The organism is Paenibacillus elgii NBRC 100335 (genome assembly GCF_004000865.1).
Lineage (GTDB): Bacteria > Bacillota > Bacilli > Paenibacillales > NBRC-103111 > Paenibacillus_G > Paenibacillus_G elgii.
Genome location: NZ_BIMB01000009.1, coordinates 129,101 through 147,777, shown reverse-complemented (window position 1 = coordinate 147,777; position 18,677 = coordinate 129,101). Strand labels below are relative to the sequence as shown.

Annotated in this window: 23 protein-coding genes; 17 read left to right on the top strand and 6 right to left on the bottom strand. The window is 55.1% G+C overall.

The annotated features are described in order from the left end of the window. Window positions 1-4: 4 nt before the first annotated feature. Together spoIVB and spo0A are read left to right on the top strand one after the other, a co-directional pair. On the top strand, window positions 5-1,342 hold the full coding sequence (gene spoIVB / locus PEL01S_RS09590; protein ID WP_239551207.1) for a SpoIVB peptidase: 1,338 nt from the start codon (window positions 5-7) through the stop codon (window positions 1,340-1,342). Between the two features lie 284 nt (window positions 1,343-1,626). Next, complete coding sequence (gene spo0A, locus PEL01S_RS09585; RefSeq protein ID WP_063185925.1) at window positions 1,627-2,427, top strand: sporulation transcription factor Spo0A; 801 nt, start codon at window positions 1,627-1,629, stop codon at window positions 2,425-2,427. 131 nt (window positions 2,428-2,558) lie between these two features. Here spo0A and PEL01S_RS09580 read toward each other — a convergent pair whose 3' ends face one another. Then, window positions 2,559-2,786 (bottom strand): helix-turn-helix domain-containing protein, encoded by a 228-nt coding sequence (locus tag PEL01S_RS09580; RefSeq protein ID WP_082867162.1) that lies wholly within the window; start codon window positions 2,784-2,786, stop codon window positions 2,559-2,561. A gap of 166 nt (window positions 2,787-2,952) precedes the next feature. Here PEL01S_RS09580 and PEL01S_RS09575 point away from each other — a divergent pair, with 166 nt between their 5' ends. Then, window positions 2,953-3,267 carry a hypothetical protein gene (locus PEL01S_RS09575; protein ID WP_063185923.1) on the top strand — a complete coding sequence of 105 codons (315 nt, stop codon included), beginning with the start codon at window positions 2,953-2,955 and terminating at the stop codon, window positions 3,265-3,267. Window positions 3,268-3,354: 87 nt separating this feature from the next. On the opposite strand, the gene PEL01S_RS09570 is transcribed toward PEL01S_RS09575, so the two are convergent. Together PEL01S_RS09570 and PEL01S_RS09565 are read right to left on the bottom strand one after the other, a co-directional pair. Next, complete coding sequence (locus tag PEL01S_RS09570) at window positions 3,355-3,534, bottom strand: DUF2524 domain-containing protein (protein ID WP_127460134.1); 180 nt, start codon at window positions 3,532-3,534, stop codon at window positions 3,355-3,357. Between the two features lie 79 nt (window positions 3,535-3,613). Beyond that, window positions 3,614-3,934, bottom strand: coding sequence for a hypothetical protein (locus tag PEL01S_RS09565; protein ID WP_036690293.1), 321 nt, complete (start codon window positions 3,932-3,934; stop codon window positions 3,614-3,616). Between the two features lie 181 nt (window positions 3,935-4,115). Between PEL01S_RS09565 and PEL01S_RS09560 the strand changes: the two genes are divergently transcribed. The 4 genes from PEL01S_RS09560 to PEL01S_RS09545 are packed head-to-tail and all read left to right on the top strand — an operon-like array spanning window position 4,116 to window position 7,171. After that, on the top strand, window positions 4,116-4,460 hold the full coding sequence (locus tag PEL01S_RS09560; protein ID WP_127460133.1) for a carboxymuconolactone decarboxylase family protein: 345 nt from the start codon (window positions 4,116-4,118) through the stop codon (window positions 4,458-4,460). Between the two features lie 14 nt (window positions 4,461-4,474). After that, complete coding sequence (gene steA, locus PEL01S_RS09555; RefSeq protein ID WP_239551197.1) at window positions 4,475-5,545, top strand: putative cytokinetic ring protein SteA; 1,071 nt, start codon at window positions 4,475-4,477, stop codon at window positions 5,543-5,545. Window positions 5,546-5,564: 19 nt separating this feature from the next. Beyond that, window positions 5,565-6,263 (top strand): glycosyltransferase family 2 protein, encoded by a 699-nt coding sequence (locus PEL01S_RS09550; protein ID WP_127460132.1) that lies wholly within the window; start codon window positions 5,565-5,567, stop codon window positions 6,261-6,263. Beyond that, entirely contained in the window at window positions 6,233-7,171 is a 939-nt protein-coding gene (locus tag PEL01S_RS09545; RefSeq protein WP_127460131.1) for a hypothetical protein, read from the top strand. Before PEL01S_RS09550 ends, PEL01S_RS09545 begins: the two co-directional genes overlap by 31 nt. 37 nt (window positions 7,172-7,208) lie before the next feature. Here the strand turns inward: PEL01S_RS09545 and PEL01S_RS09540 are convergent, their stop codons facing one another. Next, on the bottom strand, window positions 7,209-7,469 hold the full coding sequence (locus PEL01S_RS09540) for a DUF2627 domain-containing protein (protein ID WP_063185914.1): 261 nt from the start codon (window positions 7,467-7,469) through the stop codon (window positions 7,209-7,211). 148 nt (window positions 7,470-7,617) lie between these two features. Between PEL01S_RS09540 and lpdA the strand changes: the two genes are divergently transcribed. From lpdA to PEL01S_RS09520, 4 genes are all read left to right on the top strand, one after another. Beyond that, entirely contained in the window at window positions 7,618-9,039 is a 1,422-nt protein-coding gene (gene lpdA, locus PEL01S_RS09535) for a dihydrolipoyl dehydrogenase (RefSeq protein ID WP_127460130.1), read from the top strand. A gap of 149 nt (window positions 9,040-9,188) precedes the next feature. Beyond that, complete coding sequence (locus tag PEL01S_RS09530) at window positions 9,189-10,199, top strand: thiamine pyrophosphate-dependent dehydrogenase E1 component subunit alpha (protein WP_127460129.1); 1,011 nt, start codon at window positions 9,189-9,191, stop codon at window positions 10,197-10,199. 3 nt (window positions 10,200-10,202) lie between these two features. After that, a complete protein-coding gene (locus PEL01S_RS09525) occupies window positions 10,203-11,183 on the top strand; it encodes an alpha-ketoacid dehydrogenase subunit beta (protein WP_127460128.1) in 981 nt (326 codons plus the stop codon). Between the two features lie 12 nt (window positions 11,184-11,195). Continuing rightward, window positions 11,196-12,569 (top strand): dihydrolipoamide acetyltransferase family protein, encoded by a 1,374-nt coding sequence (locus PEL01S_RS09520; protein WP_063185903.1) that lies wholly within the window; start codon window positions 11,196-11,198, stop codon window positions 12,567-12,569. A 51-nt stretch (window positions 12,570-12,620) separates the two neighbouring features. Here PEL01S_RS09520 and prli42 read toward each other — a convergent pair whose 3' ends face one another. Further along, window positions 12,621-12,716: a stressosome-associated protein Prli42 gene (gene prli42, locus PEL01S_RS34435; RefSeq protein ID WP_010499124.1), complete on the bottom strand. Its 96-nt coding sequence runs from the start codon at window positions 12,714-12,716 to the stop codon at window positions 12,621-12,623. Window positions 12,717-12,784: 68 nt separating this feature from the next. On the opposite strand from prli42, the gene PEL01S_RS09515 reads away from it, so the two are divergent. After that, the gene (locus PEL01S_RS09515) at window positions 12,785-13,918 is read left to right on the top strand and encodes a M20/M25/M40 family metallo-hydrolase (protein ID WP_063185901.1); all 1,134 of its coding nucleotides are present in this window, start codon (window positions 12,785-12,787) and stop codon (window positions 13,916-13,918) included. Between the two features lie 111 nt (window positions 13,919-14,029). Beyond that, window positions 14,030-15,229, top strand: coding sequence for a DUF3866 family protein (locus PEL01S_RS09510; protein ID WP_127460127.1), 1,200 nt, complete (start codon window positions 14,030-14,032; stop codon window positions 15,227-15,229). Here the strand turns inward: PEL01S_RS09510 and mciZ are convergent. Continuing rightward, window positions 15,117-15,374: a Z-ring formation inhibitor MciZ gene (gene mciZ, locus PEL01S_RS09505; protein ID WP_127460126.1), complete on the bottom strand. Its 258-nt coding sequence runs from the start codon at window positions 15,372-15,374 to the stop codon at window positions 15,117-15,119. The genes PEL01S_RS09510 and mciZ overlap by 113 nt on opposite strands. A 158-nt stretch (window positions 15,375-15,532) precedes the next feature. Between mciZ and PEL01S_RS09500 the strand changes: the two genes are divergently transcribed. The 4 genes from PEL01S_RS09500 to fur all read left to right on the top strand — a co-directional run bounded on the left by PEL01S_RS09500 (window position 15,533) and on the right by fur (window position 18,569). Beyond that, entirely contained in the window at window positions 15,533-16,102 is a 570-nt protein-coding gene (locus tag PEL01S_RS09500; protein WP_127460125.1) for an NUDIX hydrolase, read from the top strand. Then, window positions 16,099-17,289 carry an endonuclease Q family protein gene (locus PEL01S_RS09495; RefSeq protein ID WP_127460124.1) on the top strand — a complete coding sequence of 397 codons (1,191 nt, stop codon included), beginning with the start codon at window positions 16,099-16,101 and terminating at the stop codon, window positions 17,287-17,289. The genes PEL01S_RS09500 and PEL01S_RS09495 overlap by 4 nt, the downstream gene beginning before the upstream one ends. Window positions 17,290-17,367: 78 nt before the next feature. Beyond that, window positions 17,368-18,015 (top strand): stage II sporulation protein M, encoded by a 648-nt coding sequence (gene spoIIM / locus PEL01S_RS09490; RefSeq protein WP_063185897.1) that lies wholly within the window; start codon window positions 17,368-17,370, stop codon window positions 18,013-18,015. A gap of 104 nt (window positions 18,016-18,119) precedes the next feature. Then, a complete protein-coding gene (fur, locus tag PEL01S_RS09485) occupies window positions 18,120-18,569 on the top strand; it encodes a ferric iron uptake transcriptional regulator (RefSeq protein ID WP_010499013.1) in 450 nt (149 codons plus the stop codon). The last annotated feature ends 108 nt before the right edge of the window (window positions 18,570-18,677 follow it).

The window sequence follows — 18,677 nt, the reverse complement described above, 5'->3', positions numbered from 1 at the left end:
CGAATTGGGTTCCAACCATAGAAAAAGATTGATTGGATTACTGCTCGTCCTCTTCGTTTGTTTGGGTAGCCTCACCACCCCTTTCCGCAGTTTTGCCTCATTCCCCGAGGAGCTCCGGCTTTTTACCGGACAGCAAACCCAACTGAAGCTGGCGATGCCGGTCAGCGCGCAAGTAACGGTCAACCATCCGGAAGTGCTGAAGGTCAACGGCTCGGCAAGGCACTCATTCCAAGTGGATCTTCATCATCCTATCGCCCTTGAATCTTATCAAGCCGGACAAGCTGAAATGAAGCTGAAGCTATTCGGTAAAATTCCTTTCAAGACGGTGAAAGTCAATGTCGTCCCTGACTTAAAAGTGATTCCCGGCGGCCAGACGATCGGCGTGAAGCTGAAATCGGCCGGAATTATGATCGTCGGGCATCATTTGGTTGCGATCGCGGATGACCGCAAAACGTCTCCGGGCGAAGAGGCCAAGGTGCAGCTCGGCGATCTCATTGTCAAAATGAATGGCAAAACCGTAAGCGACGTGAGCCGGGTAGCGGATCTCGTCAAAGCGGCGGGCGAGGACAAGAGGCCGATTATGCTGACGATCCGCCGCGGAAACGAAACGCTCGATATTCCGATCAATCCTGCGTACGATATCGTGGACAAGGCGTACAGGCTTGGGCTGTATATTCGCGATTCGGCCGCCGGGGTCGGAACGTTGACCTTCTATGCCCCGGATCAACGCGTATACGGAGCGCTGGGCCACGTCATTACCGATATGGACACCCAAGTGCCGATCATGGTAGGCAACGGAGAGATCGTGCATTCGAACGTCACTTCGATATCGAAGAGCCAGAACGGCGAGCCGGGGGAGAAGCGCGCCCAGTTCTCCAAGGAAAGCAGGGCCATTGGCAATATTGAGAAAAATACGCAGTTCGGCATTTTCGGTAAAATGTTTGATACGCCGGGGCATAGCTACAGCGACAAGGCACTCCCCGTCGCCTTCGCCGAAGAGGTGAAGGAAGGTCCTGCGCAAATTTATACGGTGGTCAACGGTCAGAAGGTCGAGAAATTCGATATCGAGGTCGTTCATGTGGCGAAGCAGGAATATCCGGCGACCAAAGGGATGGTAATCAAAATTACCGACTCCCGCTTGTTGGACAAGACTGGAGGTATCGTGCAAGGCATGAGCGGAAGCCCGATTATCCAGAACGGAAAAGTGATCGGAGCGGTCACTCACGTCTTCGTCAATGACCCGACAAGCGGCTACGGATGCTTTATCGAATGGATGCTGCAGGATGCAGGCATCATGCTTCGTCCTTCCAATACGGAAACAACGGAACCGAAGGCCAGTTGATGGCCTTCGGTTTTTTTGTGTGAAGTACGTAAATCTTTGCTCCGTTTCGAATCGTTTATGTACGAAGTGTGGTTATTTTTAGTTAGTAGATACGTTATGTAGCATTTAATCACTCTTTGTCGAATGATGTATAACGGTGGAGTAAATTATTAATTATAAAATAAAAATCCGAAAAAATCCAGAAAAATAATATTCGACAGAAGGAATTTTAAAGTGCATGTCGAAATTGTATAGCAGGTAAATAATGCTAAAGCGAATTGCCGCAAATAAGGAGGCGCTTACCGTTGCAAACCATTGAAGTTCTTTTAGCAGACGACAACCGAGAGTTTACTAATCTTCTTTCCGAATTCATCGATGATCAGGCCGATATGCAAGTGACCGGCGTTGCTTACAATGGAAATGATGTGCTTCGTCTAATCGAGCAAGGCCCCCGAGTGCCGGACGTATTGATTTTGGACATTATTATGCCCCATTTAGATGGTCTCGGCGTGCTCGAGAAGCTGCGGGAGATGGATTTGAATCCGCAGCCGAAAATCATCATGCTCACCGCTTTCGGTCAAGAAAACATTACCCAAAAAGCTGTCCAGCTCGGCGCCTCGTATTACATTTTGAAACCGTTCGATATGGAAATTTTGACGAACCGGATTCGGCAGTTGATCGGCACAAGCCCAACTGTGCCTGTGTCCTCTTCGTCGTCGCAGAAAGCGAACGTCGTTCAATTGCCGAAAGGCAAAAATCTGGATGCCAACATCACAACCATTATTCACGAGATCGGCGTGCCCGCTCACATTAAAGGCTACCAATATTTGCGTGAAGCAATCACGATGGTATATAACAACATCGAAATTCTCGGGGCGATTACGAAGACGCTGTATCCGGCGATTGCCGAAAAGTACAAAACAACGCCGAGCCGCGTCGAACGGGCAATCCGCCATGCGATCGAAGTCGCTTGGACACGCGGCAACATCGACAGCATCTCGCATTTGTTCGGCTATACGATCAATATCAGCAAAGCGAAGCCGACGAATAGCGAATTTATCGCGATGGTGGCAGATAAGCTGCGGATTGAGCATAAGGTGTCGTGAAATAAGTAAGCTTTCCTACGTCGGGCCCTAACGGGCTCGGCGTTTTAATTTTTCGAGGAATCAATAGAAGCAAGTAACCATTATGAAAGGAGGAAAGTTGTAAAAACAAAAGACGGCAGCTTTTCGGTGCTTTAGTCCGATTGGTTGCCGTCTTTTTCTATTACCAGAAACTCGTTAATGTCGTCAATGTTAAGAGCATCTGCTAATTTCGAAAGATGAATGAGACTTATTTGTTCACGAACATTGCGAGACATTTCGCTTATTGCAGATTGTCTAACTCCCGATAATTCAGAAAGCTGTATCTGTGTTAATCCTCGTTGTTCCATAATTTCTTTTATTCTTAAACGAACTCTTCGCAACTATTAATCACCTACCTATAAAGCTATTATAACTTATCCCAAAATTTACGTAAATAAAGCATTGACATTATACGTAATAACGTTTAAGCTGATAGACATATAATACGTTTATACGTTTATGGGTTTAACTTCGCTCGAAAAATTCAAACAAAAGGGGCTACATGCCGTGTTAAAGAGAATCAAGCTCGTCATTGATTCGGGCAACGGTGACTTCGAAATCGTTGACGCTTTTCTGACGCCCGATAAGAACCATGCCTATTTTGTTTCCGATGGTATCGTCAACTATACGATGGCCGCTCGCACACAAGTTGAACGTGTCTATGTGGAATGTCACGTGGCGATCAAGCTGGGTGAAACTGCACGCGGCGAGGTCGCCATTTACGATTTACACGAAAAACTAAACGCAATGACGGCCTACCAACTATTGAATTTCCATGTCATTCATAATGTGAGCGATATTGTATTGGTTCGCGAAGACTAAAAATCACCGTTTTTTATCCCACAAATGCAAGCAAGCCAGCCGCGGACGGATATCCGAAGGGCTGGCTTTTTTCTTCAAATGCACGGATTAAGGGCGAATGTCGCACTTGTTCTTGATGAACCGGATCTGATTCTCCAGCCGGTTAGCCGTTTGCTGGGACTGTTCATCCAGCTCGGTGTTTTGCATCCCGACCAGTTGCTGCTGCAGCTCTTGAAGATCGCCGCCTGCATTGGAGCAGTCGTAATTGCTTTCGAGATTGTCAACCATTTCAAGAAGCACCTCCGCTAAGTGAGTTCAAGCTTAGTATGGAACGTGCTTATCCAAGTATACGGCTGACGTCAGGCAATTATAGGATCGACTGCGTGATGGGCAGCATGGCTTTATTTTCGGCGTTATTGTCGGAATACAAATCGTGTGCCCAATCAAGCCAGCCTTCGGGCAAACGCTTCATGATGGAGGAGCGGAGTTCCGAACTGGAGCAGGCCAACTCGTAAATGAGCTGCTCGTAAGTATGGAGTACGGAATCAAAATCCAGACCGATATCGTCCATCAGCAATTCCTTCAATGCGCTTTCATTGTCACTGAAGTCTCGGTAAACCAAGCCATCATAAATTTCCGTAATCAGACCATTCTGAACACGAACAATTTTTTGACATGTTTTTTGCATTGAATCTACTCCTTACCCTAGGATAAAACTAATTATACCATACGATAAAATCGATTTTTGTAGAATATTGTAAATGGTTTCGTTATTTTTTGATTTTTTTTGGACACGAAATCGTTCTTTTTGCATATGCCTTTGGAACGAGGGGAAGCTAAACCAAGGAAAACCGGAAGGAGGCGCCGCGATGCATCAAGCGGACAGCTTGCAAAAAGTCGACTCTTATAAGGTCGGTGTCGGCCACATGAAAGAGCTTATGCCGACGATGGTGGAAGCATACCATCATTTTACAGCCGCTTGTTTTGCCCCCGGAGCACTGGATGAAAAGCAAAAGCAGTTGATTGCCCTTGGCATCGGCTTGTTTGCAAATAACGAGGTGTGTACGCTGTACCACGTTCAAGAAGCGTTAGCTAAGGGAGCATCCCGGCAAGAAATTCTCGAGGCGACGGCGGTGGCGTCGGCAGTGGCTAGCGGACATGTGATGTCTCAAGGGGTAACGAGGGTGGAGCGGGCGCTGGATTCCTTGACGTGATTGGGGATGAAGCTATGAGATGGAGATCGAAAACGGGACTTTTGCCCGTCACCGGCACAACGGAAAGCGACCGAAGCACTAAACGGCTGCTTCAACGATTGGGACCGGGGCGAATCGCCGTGCTGGCGCACGATGATTTGGACGAGCTTGCCGTGCGCGGCCTGCTCAAGGCCCGGGTGTCCGCCGTTGTTAACACGGGCCGGACGATGACCGGGACGATTGCCTCGCGGGCGGTTTTGGAGCTTCTGGAGGCCGGTACGCCGCTTGTGGAGACGTCTCCGGATGCCTTTGAGGTGCTGCAGACCTCCCGGACCGTTACCGTGACCGACCACGGGATCGATATAGGGACGTCATGGGTGCCTTGCCGCCGGTTTACGCGGCAAAGCTGGCTGGCCGGATACCGGGCTGCACAAGCCTCCGAGCCGAAGCAGCTCGCTAGGTTTATCGAGAATACACTGAAATACGCGGCCGAGGAAAAAGAGCAGCTGCTCGAACCGTTTCCGCCCGTTTCGCTGCGGACAGAGCTGCCCGGAAGGCATGCGCTCGTGGTGGTGAGGGGAAGCGGGTACCGGGAAGATTTTGCCGCTCTGAAACGTTACATACGGAGAGCCCGTCCGGTGCTGATTGGTGTGGACGGAGGGGCAGATGCCATCCTCGAAGAGGGGTACAATCCCGACATCATTATAGGGGACATGGACAGCGTATCGGATCTTGCTTTATTCAGCGGGGCCGAGCTGATCGTACATAGCTATCGGAACGGAGCGTCTCCGGGCATGGACCGTCTTCGGAGGCTCGGGCTTACAGCGAGTTCGCTGCCGACGGGAGGTACGAGTGAGGATGCGGCGCTCCTGCTGGCTTACGAGCAAGGCTGTGAGCAGATTGTTACCGTTGGGCTGCACAGCCATATGCAGGATTTTATGGAAAAAGGACGCAAAGGCATGGGCAGTACATGGCTGGTGCGGATGAAAATCGGGAGCAGGCTGGTCGATGCACGGGGGATTAGCCGCGTATACCCGGCAACCAAACGACGTAAGCCGGCAAGCTCGGGGGCAGCATGGTTATCTTTTGTCCGTTTTTTGCATTGAGAGAAGGGAGAGAACGCCAATGGCTCCTCTTATATCCGTCATTATTCCTGCGTGGAACGAGTCCCGGCTGCTGGCTTCGACGCTGGAAGCGGTCTCGAAGGCGCACGCTTCAGCGGCATTTTCATTCGATATGCAGCTCATCGTGGTGGATGACGGAAGCCGCGACGGTACGGGAGACGTCGCTTGCGCGTGGGCTGACGTCGTATTGCGTTTTCCCGTAAATTCCGGCAAAGGAGCGGCGATGTATGCGGGCTGGCAAGCGGCATCAGGGGAGATTGTCGTATTTCTGGATGCCGATCTCGGCAGCACCGCCGAAAAGTTCCCCCTGCTTCTTGAGCCTGTGCTGCGGGGGGAGGCGGATTTGACCGTGGCGAAGCTTCCGCCGGCAAGCATCCCGGGAGGCTTCGGGCTGGTCAGAGGCTTGGCCGGACGAGGCGTCCGTCTGCTAAGCGGCTACGACTCGGGAGCCCCGTTATCCGGGCAACGTGCGATGCGAAGTGAGGTACTGCGGCGCTGCGAAAGGAAGTACCAAGGCTTCGGCGCCGAGGTCGGCATGATGGTCGATGCCGTCAGGCTAGGCTTTCGGATCGTCGAGCTGGAAGTTCCTTTCCGGCACCGGGAGACCGGGCGGACTTGGCAGGGCTGGCTCCATCGCGGCAAGCAGCTCTGTGAGGTCGGACTTACCTTGTGGCATTGCTGGCGGAAGCCGGCATGCTGAACGTGACCGACTGGGTGTGGGAATGGGCGGTTCCGTCTGGCTTGCTGATCGCTGCAGGAGCCGTTTTACTGCCGGGAACGATTCGTTTTTTGCAGGAGCACGGGCTTTCGGAAACGAACTACCGGGGACGTCTTGTTCCGACGGCCGGAGGCGTGCTTCTGTGGCTGCTGCTACTGCTGTGGTATCTGTACGAGGTGTGCGTAGTGCCTTCCTCTTGGCCCAATACGGACCGATGGGTGTTGGCGGTCACGATGGTCTGTTTTGCGGGACTGCTGGACGATCTGCTCGGGGAGCGGGAAGTCAAAGGGCTGCGCAATCATTGGAAAATTTGGATCGGGCAGCGGAGGATAACGACCGGGATCGTCAAAGCGGGGACGACCTTGGTGGCCGGAATGCTTATCCTGCTGTCGGAAACGGCACATCTTCGAAGCGAGGCCGGGACAACCCTTGCCTGGGATAGCCGTATGCTGTGGTTGTTGCCCTTCAAGCTGCTTCTTATTCTGCTTGCCACCAATGCGGTGAATCTGCTTGACGTCCGGCCCGGACGGGCCTTGAAGGGCTTTTTTGTTTCGCTGCTTTTGCTCGTATGGCTTGCCTCTTGGAAGGAGAGCGGAACGGAAGCCAGCTGGAAGGTTTGGCGCTTGCTGGTTCCGCTTACGATTGGGGCGGGGATGTTCGCAGGCGCGGATCTGCGAGGCAAGGTTATGCTCGGCGATTCCGGAGCCAATGTGCTAGGGTTTGCGCTCGGCGTCGGGTTCGTGATGCTGACACCGGTTTCGGTGCAGGCTGCCGTATTGACGGCGCTCGCCGCTTTGCACGCGATTACCTGGCGGCGGTCGCTGAGCGTCATCATCGAACGTCACGCGCTGCTCCGCTGGCTGGATCAAGCTGGCCGCGGACGCGGCTGAACAACGACAAAAAAGGGACAGGCTGCGGATTGCTGGCCTATCCCTTTTTGCGTTTCTTGCGAAAACGCGGCGCGACATAATTGCGTTTGCGGTCACGGAAAAAAATCCATCCCCCAATAAAAGCGACTCCTGCGGCAAACAGCACTAGTCCCAGCGCAAATTTCCACCAGAGGAAGCCGACCGCCGGATCGAATTGGGCGAACCAGGCGTCCTTCATTGCCAAAAATCCGTAAGTTGCCATGAGTCCGGGCACGACCAGCAGCAGCATGGCGATGAAACGAGAAATAACGGCCATCATGCTTGGCTCCTTCTATTGCTTCAAAATCGTCAATCTCTACGTTATCATAAATTTATCAAGAATTCATGTCATTTCACAAATTGGACTATATTTCTGCCGCAGAATAGAGTTACAATAAGAGAATCTTAAGATTCAGGAGGAATCATGGATGACGCATACTTTTGATATGGTTGTTCTTGGCGGAGGCATCGGCGGTTATACGGCGGCCATTCGGGCCGCTCAGCTTGGAAAAAACGTGGCCATTGTTGAGCAGGATAAGCTCGGAGGAACTTGTCTGCACCGCGGCTGCATTCCAAGCAAGGCGCTGCTGCGAAGCGCGGAAGTATTCGCCCTCATGAAAGACAGCGACAAATTCGGCATCGGAGCCGAGGCGGTCACCCTAGATTTCTCTAAAGTCGCAAGCCGCAAAGACGCGGTGGTCGAGCAACTATACAGCGGGCTGCAATTTTTGATGAAAAAACATAAAATTACCGTATTCCAGGGGAAGGGCAGATTAATCGGTCCTTCCATCTTTTCGCCGCGAAGCGGTACGGTATCCGTCGAGCAAGGCGAGGACGATATCTTGACGCTGGTGCCGGAGAAGGTGGTTATCGCGACGGGCTCCCGTCCGAGAAGCCTGCCAGGCCTGGAAACCGACGGCGTAACGATCCTGAACAGCGACGAGGCGCTGCGTCTGGAGAAGCTGCCGGCTTCGGCGGTCATTATTGGCGGCGGCGTTATCGGCGTCGAATGGGCTTCGCTGCTCAGCGATTTTGGCGTGCAGGTGACCGTCGTGGAATTTGCGCCCAGACTGCTTCCAAGCGAGGATGAAGACGTATCGCGCGAGCTGGAGCGGCTGCTGAAAAAACGTGGGGTTAGCGTCCGTACAGGCACTAAAGTGATCACGGAATCCATCCGCAAGCATGAGGGCGGCGTGACGCTAAATGTGGAGCATCGCGAGGAACAAGCCGAGCTATCGGCCGAAATCGCGCTCGTGTGCGTAGGGCGTCAAGCCAACGTCGAAGGCATCGGCTTGGAAAATACCGATGTCAAGGTCGAAGGCGGCTTCATCCGCGTCAACGATTCGATGCAGACGGCTGAGCTGCACATTTATGCGGTCGGGGACTGCATCGGCGGTCTTCAGCTTGCGCACGCGGCCGCCCATGAAGGGTTGACTGCGGCCGAGCATGCCTGGGACCAGCAGCCGCACAAGGTAGAGCCGCATCGGGTGCCGCGGTGCGTCTATTCCCGTCCGGAGACGGCAAGCATCGGCTGGACAGAGCGGGAAGCCAAGGAACAGGGACGCGACGTCAAGGTGTCCAAGGTTCATTTCCGGGCGCTGGGGAAAGCGATCGTGCTCGGGGAGACCGACGGATTTATCAAAGTGGTAGCCGATAAAGAAACGAACGATTTGCTCGGCGTCCATATGATCGGACCGCACGTGACTGATTATATTTCCGAGGCGGCGTTGGCTCAGCTTCTTGATGCGACCCCATGGGAAATCGGGCAGACGATTCATCCGCATCCGACCCTTTCCGAGCTGCTGGGCGAGGCGATGCTTGCTGTAGACGGGCGGTCCATCAATACGTAATTTGCTGCCGGAAGGCCGGAGGACGCCTCTTTATTTAATAAAATTGTATTCGTAAACCAAACGGTTTATAATATAGTTATAGTGTCTGGTATTAGCACCAGGTATTAAACATTTTCTCGCTTTAACAAAAGGAGGCGTCTATAAACTCCATGTCCATCGGTCAAATAACAAAACACCGGCAGCTAGGATTGACGGACGGTCAGGCTCTGGAAATGTATACATACATGCTGAAAGCCCGCATGTTTGACGAGCGGTGCTTCCTGCTGCAGCGTTCGGGCAAAATCGCGTTTCACGTGTCCGGAATCGGCCAGGAAACGGCGCAAGTCGCCGCAGCCTTCGCGCTTTCACGCGGGGAGGACTACTTTTTACCGTATTACCGGGATTACGGCTTCGTGCTTTCGGTCGGCATGACGTTAAAAGAACTGATGCTGTCCGTCTTCGCCAAGGCGGAGGACCCGAACAGCGGCGGACGTCAAATGCCGGGCCATTTCAGCCATAAAAAGCTGAATATCGTGACCGGCTCTTCTCCGGTAACGACCCAAGTGCCTCACGCGGTCGGATTTGCGCTCGCAGCCAAGCTGAAACGCAAAAGCTTCGTGGCGTTCGCGACCTTCGGCGACGGATCGAGCAACCAGGGGGATTTCCACGAAGGCTGCAACTTTGCGGGCGTTCACAAGCTTCCGGTTATTTTTATGTGTGAAAATAACCAGTACGCGATCTCCATCCCGCTGAGCAAGCAGGTGGGCGGCAGTATCGCCGAGCGCGCCCATGGATACGGCTTCCCGGGCGTTAAGGTAGACGGCCGGGATCCGCTTGAAGTGTACCGCGTCGTGAAGGAAGCGCGCGAGCGCGCTCTGCGCGGCGAAGGACCGACCTTGATCGAAGCGGTCATGTACCGGATCCCTCCGCATTCGACGTCCGACAACGATTTGCTCTACCGCACCCCGGAGGAAGTGGAAGAGAACCGTGCGAAGGACGGCCTGCCGCGGTTCAAGCAGTATCTGATCGACTGCGGCCTCTGGAGCGAAACGCAGGACGCCGAGCTTGCGGCGGCTATCAAGCGGGAATTGGTCGAAGCGACGAATTACGCGGACGATGCGCCATTTCCGAAGCCGGAAGATACACTCAAGCATGTGTACGCGGAACAGAGGGAGGGCTAATTCGTGGCGGTCATTACGTATTTGGAAGCGATTCGCACAGCAATGAAGGAAGAGCTGGAGCGGGACGAGAACGTGTTCGTCCTGGGCGAGGACGTCGGCAAGGGCGGCGTCATGAATGCGACAAAAGGGCTGAAGGAGCAGTTCGGGGAAGAGCGGATTATGGATACGCCGCTCGCCGAATCGGCGATTGCAGGCGTAGCGATCGGCGCCGCGATGTACGGGATGAAGCCGGTGGCGGAAATGCAGTACGCGGACTTTATTTTTCCGGCAACGAACCAGATCATCAGCGAGGCGGCCCGCATCCGGTACCGTTCGAACAACGACTGGAGCTGTCCTGTCGTGATCCGCGCTCCGTACGGGGCGACTGGCGGCGGCGCGCTGTATCATTCCCAATGTCCGGAATCCGTCTTTTTCGGCACGCCGGGGCTTGTCATTGTCGCCCCATCGGACCCGTACGATGCGAAAGGGCTATTGAAGGCCGCGATCCGCAATCCGGACCCGGTGCTTTACTTCGAGCATAAGAAATGCTACTTGTCTGTCACGGGCGAAGTGCCCGAGGACGATTATATCGTGCCGATCGGCGAAGCTGCCGTGAAGCGGGAAGGCTCCGACATCACCGTCATCACGTACGGCATCACCGTGCAATATGCGCTGCGTGCGGCGGAAGAGCTGGCCAAAGAAGGCATTCAGGCTCATGTGCTCGATCTGAGAACGCTGCAGCCTTTGGATACGGAAGCGATTCTCAAAGCGGCAGCCAAAACCGGCAAAGTGCTGATCATCCACGAGGATAACAAGACCGGAGGCGTCGGGGCGGAAGTGTCTGCGATCATTGCCGAAGAGCTGCTGTTCGAGCTGGACGCGCCGATTATGAGGCTCTGCACGCCGGACGTTCCGGCCGTCGGAATGAACCCGCCGATGGAGAAGTTTTTCCTTCTCAATACGGATAAGATCATGGAAGCCATGCGGAAGCTGGCTTTGTTCTAGGAGGACCGTTACATGAACGATCAAGCGACGAAAGGAACCGGCGTCAAGGTTCCTCATCTGGCCGAGAGTTTGGTATCGGCGACGATCGGTAAATGGCTTAAGCAACCGGGCGATTATATCGAACAGTACGACGTGCTGTGCGAACTGATCACTGACAAGGTGACGGTAGAGATGCCGTCACCGATCGAAGGCCGGCTCGTTAAGTTGCTGGCGGAAGAAGGATATACGGCTGCGGTCGGAGAAGATATTTGTTTGATCGAGGAGCCGAATCAGGCAGGCGGCGCAGCGGAAGCCGTTGCTCAGCCGCAGCGCGCTCAAGGCGGACAAGCCCGTCGTGAAGCTCAAGCTGCTGCTGGCGGTGAAGCGGGCATGAGTGGCCGTTATTCGCCTGCGGTACTCAAGCTTGCCGCAGAACACGGGATCGCGCTGTCGGAAGTGAAGGGAACGGGCCTCGGCGGCCGCATTACGCGCAAAGACGTGGAAGCTTACGTCGCGAGCGGTAAGACCGCAGCGGTCGAAGAGGGAAAACCGGTGGCCGCCGTCAATGCGGAAGCCGCTGCGGAAGCAGCGACCGCCGGCGTATTCCTTCCGGTGCCGCCGAAGGGACCGGTTCGTTCGACCGGCATCCATTTGTCGGAAAACCCGCCGCTGCCGAAAATCGAAGTGGAAGGTCAGTCGCTTGATGGCCGGGGCGAGTATTTGATCGACGTGACGCCGATTCGCAACACGATTGCCAGCCGTATGCGTCAGAGCGTAACGGAAATTCCGCATGCCTGGACGATGATCGAGGTGGACGTGACAAACCTTGTGCTGCTGCGGAACAAGGTGAAGGGCGAATTCATGAAACAGGAAGGGATCAACATTACATATCTGGCCTTCCTGCTCAAAGCGGTCGTCGGCGCGATCAAGGATTATCCGATCATGAACTCGGTCTGGGCGGTTGACAAAATTATCGTCAAGCGGGACATCAACCTTGCGCTGGCTGTGGGTACCGAGGACTTCGTCGTCACTCCGGTCATCCAGAAGGCCGACCAAATGAATATTGCCGGCCTCGCCCGGGAGATCGATTCTTTAACCCGGAAAGCAAGAGCCGGCAAGCTGACGCTCAGCGATATGCAAGGCGGGACGTTTACCGTGAACAATACGGGCTCGTTCGGATCGATTTTGTCGTATCCGATCATCAACTACCCGCAAGCCGCCATTTTGACCTTCGAATCGATCGTGAAAAAGCCGGTCGTCATTCAGGACATGATTGCCGTCCGTTCGATGGTCAACCTGTGCTTATCTTTGGACCACCGCATTTTGGACGGGGTCATCTGCGGACGCTTCCTGCAGCGGGTGAAAGAGAACCTGGAAGCGTACAATCAGGACACGAAGCTGTACTAAAGGTCGGCGGCGGACGGGTGGCTTGTCCTTAACCCGTCGCCCTCCGGCCAGCTAGAAGAAATTGCTGACGGTAAACAACAGCGTGGATAATAGCATCGAGACGATCATCGCGTAGACGACGATTTTGAAAATCAATTTATTTCGCAACGATTTCAGCTCCTTATCAAGGGAATACTATCCCTATAATAACCCAAACGGCCTAATGGAGGAAAGCTATGATTCAGCAAAAGCGATTGGTAGACGAATTTATCGAGTTGGTTCAAATCGACAGCGAAACGAAACACGAGCAGGAAATCAGCCGCGTGCTGAAGGCAAAATTCACTGAGCTGGGCTTGAAGGTGGAAGAGGACGATTCCGCGGCGAAAACCGGCCACGGCTCGGGCAATCTCATCTGCACGCTGCCGGCGACTTCCGCGAAGCCTCTACCGAAGCTGTTCTTCACTTCGCATATGGATACGGTTACCCCGGGGAAAGGCGTTAAGCCGCAGATCGGCGAAGACGGTTACATCCGCAGCGACGGAACGACGATTCTCGGGGCGGACGACAAAGCGGGCCTTGCCGCCATGTTCGAAGCGATTCGCGTCTTGAAAGAGAACAACATCGAGCACGGGCAGATTCAGTTTATTATTACGGCGGGCGAGGAATCCGGCTTGAAGGGCTCCCGCGCGATGGAAGCCAAATGGGTCGATGCGGATCTCGGCTTCGCGCTGGACTCGAACGGCACTATCGGAGATATCGCCGTAGCCGCTCCGACACAGGCGAAGGTGTACATCACGTTCTGGGGCCGCTCGGCTCATGCGGGCGTGAATCCCGAAGCGGGCGTGAGCGCGATTACCGTTGCGAGTAAAGCGATTGCGCGCATGCCGCTAGGCCGCATCGACAAAGAAACGACCGCGAACATCGGACGGTTCGAAGGCGGCGTGGAAGGCGCGACGAACATCGTCGTCGAGCGGGTAACGCTTGAAGGCGAGGCGCGCAGCATCACGCAGGCCAAAATGTACGAGCAGGTCGAGAAAATGCGTCAAGCGTGCGAGGAAGCGGCGGAGGAAATGGGCGCGAAGCTTGATTTCAAAAGCGAAGTCATCTATCCGGCGTTTATGTACGACGAGTCCGCTCCGGTCGTGAAGCTTGCGATGAACGCGCTGACGAAGGTCGGCTGCACGCCGCGCACCTTCCATTCCGGCGGGGGCAGCGACGCCAATATGTTCAACGGCATGGGCGTTCCGACCGTCAATTTGGCTGTCGGCTATCTGGACATTCACACGACGAAAGAACGGATCGCGATCTCGGACCTTGTCAAAACGGCCGAAGCGGTCGTCTCGATCGTCAATGAAGTTGCCAAGGCATAATGCTTGGCCTTCCGGCATAAAGTAATAACATACAGGTTGTTTAATCGCTGCTTATCTCTTTCGGGTAAGCGGCGATTTTTTTGTGTGAGTTAAACCGGGAGGAAACGGAATATGAGGATTCAGTGGGAAACGGCTGTCGTCACGGAAACGGTAGGGGAACCTTTGTTCCCGAACGGTCTGCAAGAGGTCCGGGTGCGGCTTGGAAACGGGGAAACGGCGGCTGCGCTGCATGATCTTGCCTTAGGGACACGGCTTCAGCCGGGGGACGAGGTGCTGCTGAATACGACTGCCGTTCGTTTAGGGCTCGGGACGGGCGGCGTGCATTTTGTTCATGCGAAACTTGGCAGGTTGGACGAGAGCTTCGACGGCCCGGATGTTCCAGTAGAGTGGGAGCCGGAGACGTCGGATAGGCTTCGGTTCTTCGGGCCGCAGGAAGGGCACATGATGAAGCTGCGGTACACGTCTTTGCAGCGGGCCGTGCTCTCGGTCGAGGAGCAGTCAAGTCCACATCACGCTCTGTTTGCCGAATCGCGCACGATCGACGGGATGCCGGTGCTGATCGGCGAGCTTCACAGCATGCTGCCTGCCGCCGTCTGCTGGCTCCGCGAGCTTGCGCGCGAGGCGGGAGCGCCGGCACTGCGCATCGCTTATGTCATGACCGACGGGGGCGCCCTTCCTATGGCGATAAGCGGACACGTAAGGCGGCTCCGCCAGCTTGGCTGGCTGGTCGGGACGGTCACGTACGGCCACGCCTACGGCGGCGACGTCGAAGCCGTCAACAAATACACGGCGCTCCTTGCCGCGAAGCATGTGCTGGAAGCGGACATCGCCATTGTCTGCATGGGCCCCGGCATCGTAGGCACCGGCACGCCATACGGCTTCAGCGGCATCGAGGCGGGCGAGCTTGTAGGCGCGGTGCATGCCCTTGGTGGCGCGCCTGTGGCGATGGCCCGCATCAGCTTCGCCGATCCGCGGCCGCAGCACTGCGGGCTCAGCCGCCATAGCGCGGTGGCGATAGGCCAAGCCGCGCTCGCGCCGGCTTTCGTCCCGCTGCCGGTGCTGCCCGCCGAAGCGGAAACCACGCTGCTGCGCGAGCAAGTCCGGCAGAGCGGGCTCGCCCGGCGTCACCGGCTGCGGTGGGAGACGCCTCCGCCCTTGGAGCATATGGCGGCCGCGCTGGAAGCGTACGGGCAGCCGATTACTTCCATGGGGCGGTCCTTGCAGGACGACCCTGCGTTTTTTGCGGCCATTTGTACGGCGGCAGGAGCGGCATACCGACTCCTTCGGAACGAGGGTCCGGATAAACCGTAGCCGCTCTGCCGGTCTGCGTCCCGTCCAGAAATGCCGCAAGCGGCACATCGGGCGAGACACGGTCCAGCGCCATTTTCAAATAGTTGCGGATTTCCCAGCCTTTACCTACCAGACGAAGCTGTCCTGCATTGACATATGTTTTCATAGAGTACCCCTCCTGCTTCGATAGGTTCATATAATCCACCTTATGCGGGAGACGACACGATTATGTCCTTAGTCGGGCGGCCAGCGGCCGCCGGATGTGGTATAATGGGCTTTGGTCTTATTCTAACAATACCCGTAAAGAGAAGAGAGGAATCTTCCATGCCGCATAAGACGCATAAAAAATTCGAAGAAGTGACCGTCTCCACCCAGCCGATTTTTCAAGGTAAAATTATTTCGTTGCAAGTGGACACCGTAAAGCTGCCGAATGGCGCGGAAGCGACCCGCGAGATCGTTAAGCATCCCGGTGCGGTCGCGGTTCTGGCCCTTACCCCGGATGACCGGATGATCGTCGTCGAGCAATACCGCAAGCCGCTGGAGAAAAGCCAGGTGGAAATTCCGGCAGGGAAGCTGGACGCCGGCGAGAATCCGCTGGATGCCGCCAAGCGCGAGCTTGAGGAGGAAACCGGCTATACCGCAGGCTCGATCCGCCATATCAGCTCTTTCTATACATCGCCCGGCTTCGCCGACGAAATTCTTCATTTGTATGCTGCCGAGCAGCTGATGAAGGGACAAGCCAACCCCGACGAAGACGAATTCCTCGAAATCGAAGAGCTTACGCTGGAGCAGGCGCAAGCATACATCCGGGAGCAGCGGATCAGCGACGCCAAAACAATCATGGCCGTTTACGCCTGGCAGCTGTACAAGCTTACCGGCTCGTTCCCGACATGAGCACGAACGCGTACTACGCTGACCTGCATATCCACATCGGGCGAACGGAAGCGGGCGAAGCGGTCAAAATCAGCGCCGCGAACAACCTGACGTTCTACAACATCGCGCAGGAAGCGTCAGAGCGCAAAGGGATCGACATGATCGGCATCATCGACTGCCATTCCCCGGGCGTGCAGCGGGAAATGCTGCATTATTTGGAAACGGGCGAGATGGAAGAACTGGAAGGCGGAGGCATTCGCTTCCACCGGACGACCGTCCTGCTGGGCTGCGAGATCGAGGTGCGCGACCCCGGATTAGGGACGGCCCATTTGCTCGCATATTTGCCTAAGCTAAGCGACATGCAGAGCTTCACAGAGTGGCTGCGCAAGCATATGAAAAATGTGCAGCTCAGCTCGCAGCGCATCTATGTCACGGCCCGGGAGCTTCAGCGGGAAGTTATTGCGCGCGGAGGCATCCTGATTCCGGCCCATATTTTTACCCCGCATAAAAGCGTCTACGGCAGCTGTTCGACGCGAATGGAGTATTTACTCGACTTGGACGGGATCGCGGCCGTAGAGCTCGGTCTCAGCGCCGACACCGTCATGGCCGGATATATTAGCGAGCTGGACCGCTATACGTTTCTGACCAACTCCGATGCCCATTCGCTCCCGAAGATCGGGCGCGAATACAATAAGCTGGCGCTCAAGGCGCCGACCTTCGAGGAGCTGCGGAAAGCTTTGTCGCAGGAGGACGGACGCCGCGTGCTTGCCAATTACGGACTTAATCCGCGGCTCGGCAAATACCACCGCACGTACTGCGGCGATTGCAGCTCGATTCTCGACGAGCAGGGCCAGACCGCTGTGGAGCGCTGCTTGTACTGCGGCAGCCCAAGGATTGTCCGCGGCGTTATGGACCGGATTTTGAGTCTGGCGGACCGGGAGGAGCCTCGGGTTGCCCCGGACCGGCCGCCTTATTGTTACCAAGTGCCGCTGGAGTACATTCCGGGCCTCGGGCCGAAAACGTTCAACCGTCTCATCGAGCGGTTCGGCTCCGAAATGAACCTGCTGCACCGTGTATCGTTCGAAGAGCTCGCGGATGCGGCAGGTGAAACGATTGCCGGTTATATTATGGAAGCGCGCGAGGGTACGCTGCGGCTCGATACGGGCGGCGGCGGCAAATACGGCAAAGTATCCGCACGGCAAGAATAGCGCGATATACGGACAGAGTCATAAACCTGTGCGCCCCCTCATATTCTGTATTATTCGGACAAGGGGGGGCGCGCCGGCATGATGCGGAACCGTACGCTGGAACAGTATATGAAGGAGCATTTGTCGTTCTATTTATTCGTAGGCGTGGTTTTCGTCACGGGCGTCGTTTTCGGTGCGGTGATGGTGAACGCCCTGTCGCTGGAGCAAAAGCAGGAGCTGAGCCGCTATTTGGGCAGCTTTTTTTCGTCCGTCCATCAAGGCGGACTGGAAGGCGACGTGACGGGTTCGTTCAAGGATTCGTTTTCCATGCATATCAAATGGTTTTTAATTATTTGGGTGCTGGGCCTGTCCGTCATCGGCCTGCCGCTCATCCTTATTCTGGATTTTTTGAAGGGCGTGCTGGTCGGCTTCACCGTCGGCTATCTGGTCGGCACCTTATCCTGGAAGGGGCTGCTGTTTGCGCTCGTTTCGGTCGTGCCGCCGAACCTGGTGGTCATCCCTTTGCTGCTCGTATGCAGCGTCACGGCGATGGCTTTCACGATTCATCTGGTCAAAAACCGGTTTATCAGCCGCAAAGGCGCTCTATACGAGCCTTTTATGCGCTTTTCGGGCGTCATTCTGACCTCCGGGGTGCTGCTGCTTGGCGTGTCGGTATTCGAGGCTTACGTCTCGCCTGTCATGATGAAATGGGTAACGCCTATGCTTGTAACGATGTCCGGGTCTTAAAAGGTTTGACTTTCCCTAAGTCCTCCTCCTATAATGTAAGCATGAAGATAGCTTAAGCTTACGAGAAAGGTTTTGCTTCGGCGCAAAACCCGTGGGGGAGAAGCATGGAATCTCGCATCGAAAAAATCAAACAACAGCTGCAATCGCAAGGCTACAAGCTGACGCCTCAACGGGAAGCGACCGTCAGGGTTTTGCTGGAGAACGAAGAGGATCATCTGAGCGCGGAAGACGTTTTTATGCTCGTCAAAGATAAAGCGCCAGAAATCGGCCTTGCCACCGTCTATCGTACGTTGGAATTGCTCAGCGAGCTGCATGTCCTCGAGAAAATGAATTTCGGCGATGGCGTAGCCCGCTACGACTTGCGCAACGACAGCTCTCATCACCATCATCATCACCTCATCTGTGTGCAGTGCGGTGCCGTTGACGAAATTATGGAAGACTGGCTGGGCGCGCTGGAAGAACGGCTGGAGCGGGAATACCGGTTTCAGGTGCTCGACCACCGGCTCGATTTTCAGGGCATTTGTCACCGCTGCCGCGACAAGAACAAAACGTAAACACGAAACCTTCGGCTTGACGCTAGATCAAGTATGAAGGTTTTTTGCATTTTGTCACATATTCGCACCGAAAAGGCAAACGCTATACCATATCATACGCTTTGATGG

Excerpts from the sequence above, each read along its gene's own strand:
- PEL01S_RS09500 (WP_127460125.1), top strand. The coding sequence starts at position 15,533 with ATGCCGCATAAGACGCATAAAAAATTCGAAGAAGTGACCGTCTCCACC.
- steA (WP_239551197.1), top strand. The coding sequence starts at position 4,475 with ATGAGATGGAGATCGAAAACGGGACTTTTGCCCGTCACCGGCACAACG.
- PEL01S_RS09570 (WP_127460134.1), bottom strand. The coding sequence starts at position 3,534 with ATGGTTGACAATCTCGAAAGCAATTACGACTGCTCCAATGCAGGCGGC.
- PEL01S_RS09515 (WP_063185901.1), top strand. The coding sequence starts at position 12,785 with ATGATTCAGCAAAAGCGATTGGTAGACGAATTTATCGAGTTGGTTCAA.
- fur (WP_010499013.1), top strand. The coding sequence starts at position 18,120 with ATGGAATCTCGCATCGAAAAAATCAAACAACAGCTGCAATCGCAAGGC.
- PEL01S_RS09520 (WP_063185903.1), top strand. The coding sequence starts at position 11,196 with ATGAACGATCAAGCGACGAAAGGAACCGGCGTCAAGGTTCCTCATCTG.
- lpdA (WP_127460130.1), top strand. The coding sequence starts at position 7,618 with ATGACGCATACTTTTGATATGGTTGTTCTTGGCGGAGGCATCGGCGGT.
- PEL01S_RS09540 (WP_063185914.1), bottom strand. The coding sequence starts at position 7,469 with ATGATGGCCGTTATTTCTCGTTTCATCGCCATGCTGCTGCTGGTCGTG.
- PEL01S_RS09565 (WP_036690293.1), bottom strand. The coding sequence starts at position 3,934 with ATGCAAAAAACATGTCAAAAAATTGTTCGTGTTCAGAATGGTCTGATT.
- PEL01S_RS09560 (WP_127460133.1), top strand. The coding sequence starts at position 4,116 with ATGCATCAAGCGGACAGCTTGCAAAAAGTCGACTCTTATAAGGTCGGT.
- spoIIM (WP_063185897.1), top strand. The coding sequence starts at position 17,368 with ATGATGCGGAACCGTACGCTGGAACAGTATATGAAGGAGCATTTGTCG.
- PEL01S_RS09550 (WP_127460132.1), top strand. The coding sequence starts at position 5,565 with ATGGCTCCTCTTATATCCGTCATTATTCCTGCGTGGAACGAGTCCCGG.
- PEL01S_RS09530 (WP_127460129.1), top strand. The coding sequence starts at position 9,189 with ATGTCCATCGGTCAAATAACAAAACACCGGCAGCTAGGATTGACGGAC.
- PEL01S_RS09510 (WP_127460127.1), top strand. The coding sequence starts at position 14,030 with ATGAGGATTCAGTGGGAAACGGCTGTCGTCACGGAAACGGTAGGGGAA.
- mciZ (WP_127460126.1), bottom strand. The coding sequence starts at position 15,374 with ATGAAAACATATGTCAATGCAGGACAGCTTCGTCTGGTAGGTAAAGGC.
- PEL01S_RS09495 (WP_127460124.1), top strand. The coding sequence starts at position 16,099 with ATGAGCACGAACGCGTACTACGCTGACCTGCATATCCACATCGGGCGA.